The organism is Methylobacterium trifolii (assembly GCF_022179685.1).
GTDB classification, from domain to species: Bacteria; Pseudomonadota; Alphaproteobacteria; order Rhizobiales; family Beijerinckiaceae; genus Methylobacterium; species Methylobacterium trifolii.
In genome coordinates this window covers 1-3,109 of record NZ_BPRB01000132.1, presented here as the reverse complement: position 1 = coordinate 3,109, position 3,109 = coordinate 1, and the positions used below count along the sequence as shown (strand labels likewise).

Genomic DNA, 3,109 nt, shown 5'->3' with positions numbered 1-3,109 from the left:
GCAGAGGGGGGAGGGAAGCGCACCGCCTGGGATGGGGATGAGGACGGCGTCCGCCGCCCGTCCGGCCTATATGGGGACGGGTCCCCGCCCCCGCGAGCCTCGCCTCACAGGCCGCCCGCCCGCAGGCACCACGCCAAGACGCCCTTCTGGGCGTGCAGGCGGTTCTCGGCCTCGTCGAAGACCACGGATTGCGGCCCGTCCATCACCTCGGCCGTCACCTCCTCGCCCCGGTGGGCCGGCAGGCAATGCATGAAGATCGCGCCGGGGGCGGCCGCCCCCATCAGCGCGGCGTCGACCTGGTAGGGGCCGAGCAGGTTGTGGCGGTGGCCTTCGTCGTCGCCCATCGAGACCCAGCAATCGGTCACGACCGCGTCCGCGTTCTCCACCGCGGCGTAGGCGTCCCGGGTGACGGCGACGCGGGCGCCCTCGGCTTTCGCCCAGGCCATCAGCTCCGGCGGGGGCGACAGCTCGGCCGGGCAGGCGACGTTGAGGGTGAAGTCGAAGCGGGCGGCGGCGTGCACCCAGCTCGCCAGCACGTTGTTGGCGTCCCCCGACCAGGCCACCGTGCGGCCCCGGATCGGCCCGCGATGCTCCTCGAAGGTCAGCAGGTCGGCCATGATCTGGCACGGGTGCGAGACCTTGGTCAGCGCGTTGATCACCGGCACCGTGGCGCTCTCGGCCAGTTCCAGCATCTGCCCGTGGTCGAGGATGCGGATCATGATCGCGTCCACGAAGCGCGAGAGCACCTGCGCCGTGTCGCCGATGGTCTCGCCGCGGCCGAGCTGCATCTCGCTGCCGGTCAGCATCAGGGTCTCGCCGCCGAGCTCCCGCATGGCCACGTCGAAGGAGACGCGGGTGCGGGTGGAGGGCCGGTCGAACACCATCGCCAGATTCTTGCCCGCGAGCGGCCGCTCGGCCGCGGGCTCGCCCTTGCGGCGGCGGGCCTTCATCGCGGCGGCCGCGTCCAGCATCGTGCGCAGCTCCGCGCCCGAGAGGTCCTTCAGGTCGAGGAAGTGGCGGGGGCGTGCGCCGCCGGCCGGGCTGCTCGCCTTGCCGGTAATCTTGCCGTTCTGGTGGGCCGTCATCTCAACACGTCATCTCGAATCTCGCGCGGGTTCACTCGGCCGCGCCGCGCATCGCGCTGTCCAATGAGGAGGCCGCGGCCTCCAGTCGATCCACGGCCTCGGCCACGTCCGCCTCGCCGACGATCAGCGGCGGCAGGAGCCGGACCACGTTGTCGCCGGCCGGGATCACGAGCAGGCGCGCCTCCCGCGCGGCCGCCGCGAAGGCGGTGTTGGGCACGCCGAGCTTGAGCCCGACCATCAGCCCCTCGCCGCGGATCTCCTGGACCACGCCGGGGTGCCGGTCGCGCAGGGCCGCGAGCTTCTGCTTCAGCACCAGGGCGATCCGCTGCACGTGGTCGAGGAAGCCCTCGCCCAGCACAACGTCGAGGACGGCGTTGCCCACCGCCATGGCCAGCGGGTTGCCGCCGAAGGTGGTGCCGTGGCTGCCCGCGACCATGCCGCGGGCGGCCTCCTGGGTGGCCAGGCACACGCCGAGCGGAAAGCCGCCGCCGATGCCCTTGGCCACGCTCATGATGTCGGGGGTGACGCCCGACCATTCGTGCGCGAACAGCCGGCCCGTGCGCCCGACGCCGGTCTGGACCTCGTCCATGATGAGCAGCAGGCCGTGCGCGTCGCAGAGTTCGCGCAGGCGCCGCAGGTCCGCGTGCGGGATCACCCGCACGCCCCCCTCCCCCTGGATCGGCTCGATCATCAGGGCGGCGGTCTCCGGCCCGATCGCGGCCTCCAGGGCGGCAAAGTCGCCGGTGGCCACCTGGTCGAAGCCCTCGACCTTCGGGCCGAAGCCCTCGATGTATTTCTGCTGGCCGCCGGCGGCCAGCGTCGCCAGGGTGCGGCCGTGGAAGGCCCCCTCGAAGGTGACGATGCGGTAGCGCTCCGGGTTGCCCGCGGACGCATGGTACTTGCGCGCGATCTTGATCGCGGCCTCGTTGGCCTCCGCCCCCGAATTGCAGAAGAAGGCCACGTCCGCGAAGCTCGCGTCCACGAGGCGCCGGCCCAGGCGCTCGCCCTCGGGGATCTCGAACAGGTTCGAGACGTGCCAGAGCTTGCCCGCCTGCTCGGTCAGCGCCGCCACGAGGTGCGGGTGGGCGTGGCCGAGGCCGTTGACCGCGATGCCGGCCCCGAAATCGAGGTATCGCTCGCCGCTGCGCGCCACCAGCCAGGCGCCCTCGCCGCGCTCGAAGGCGAGCGGTGCGCGGGCATAGGTCGGCAGAAGGGCGGATGTCACGGGTCCCGTCTCCGTCTTCAAGTCGCGGTGGCGCGGGGCGAGAGGGCCCGCTTCAAAACGAAAGTGCCGCCTCGTCAGCGGGGCGGCACGCGCGCGATTACTATGAAACGCGGGCGGCCTGTCAATGATGCGGCCGCCTCCCGCCAAGCACATGCCGCGCCGTCAGGCGGCTCTGCCGGGCCGTATCGGGCCGTGACGTGGCTTGCGCGTCCGGTCCCGCCTGTGCTCAGAGCCGGCCGCGAGGAACACGGGGACATACACGGATGAGCACGGTCAAGGAACGTCTGCAACGCTCGGGGCTGAGCCTGCCGAAGGCCGCCGCACCGGTGGCGAACTACGTGCCCTTCGTGCGCACGGGCAACCTCGTGGTGATCTCCGGCCAGATCTGCTTCGGGCCGGACGGCAAGCTCGCGCCCGCGCACACGGGCAAGCTCGGCGCCGAGGTCTCGCCGGAGGACGGCATCGCCGCCGCCCGGCTCTGCGCCCTCAACGTCCTGGCCCAGCTCGAGGCGGCGGTGGGCGACCTCGACCGCGCGGTGGCCCAATGCGTGCGGCTGGGCGGCTTCATCAACGCCGTGCCGAGCTTTGCGGGGCTGGCCGGCATCATGAACGGCGCCTCCGACCTGATGGTCGAGATCCTGGGCGATGCCGGGCGCCATGCCCGCTCCACGGTGGGCGTGGCCGAACTGCCCCTGGACGCGGCCGTCGAGGTCGAGGCGCTGTTCGAGGTGCGCTGATGGCCCCGTCCTGGCTCACCGAACGCCCGATCGCCCATCGCGGCCTGCACGACCGGGCAGGC

Annotated in this window: 3 protein-coding genes; 1 reads left to right on the top strand and 2 read right to left on the bottom strand. The window is 72.4% G+C overall.

The features are described 5' to 3' along the window. Positions 1 to 104 precede the first annotated feature (104 nt). Positions 105 to 1,085 (bottom strand): ornithine carbamoyltransferase, encoded by a 981-nt coding sequence (gene argF / locus COGEMETH_RS12810; protein ID WP_238182998.1) that lies wholly within the window; start codon positions 1,083 to 1,085, stop codon positions 105 to 107. A gap of 31 nt (positions 1,086 to 1,116) precedes the next feature. Next, positions 1,117 to 2,310: an aspartate aminotransferase family protein gene (locus COGEMETH_RS12805; protein WP_238182996.1), complete on the bottom strand. Its 1,194-nt coding sequence runs from the start codon at positions 2,308 to 2,310 to the stop codon at positions 1,117 to 1,119. 263 nt (positions 2,311 to 2,573) lie between these two features. On the opposite strand from COGEMETH_RS12805, the gene COGEMETH_RS12800 reads away from it, so the two are divergent. Beyond that, positions 2,574 to 3,047, top strand: a complete 474-nt coding sequence (locus COGEMETH_RS12800) for a RidA family protein (protein WP_238182995.1) — start codon at positions 2,574 to 2,576, stop codon at positions 3,045 to 3,047. Positions 3,048 to 3,109 lie beyond the last annotated feature (62 nt).

Coding starts and splice junctions, on each gene's coding strand:
- argF (WP_238182998.1), bottom strand. CDS start 1,085: ATGACGGCCCACCAGAACGGCAAGATTACCGGCAAGGCGAGCAGCCCG.
- COGEMETH_RS12800 (WP_238182995.1), top strand. CDS start 2,574: ATGAGCACGGTCAAGGAACGTCTGCAACGCTCGGGGCTGAGCCTGCCG.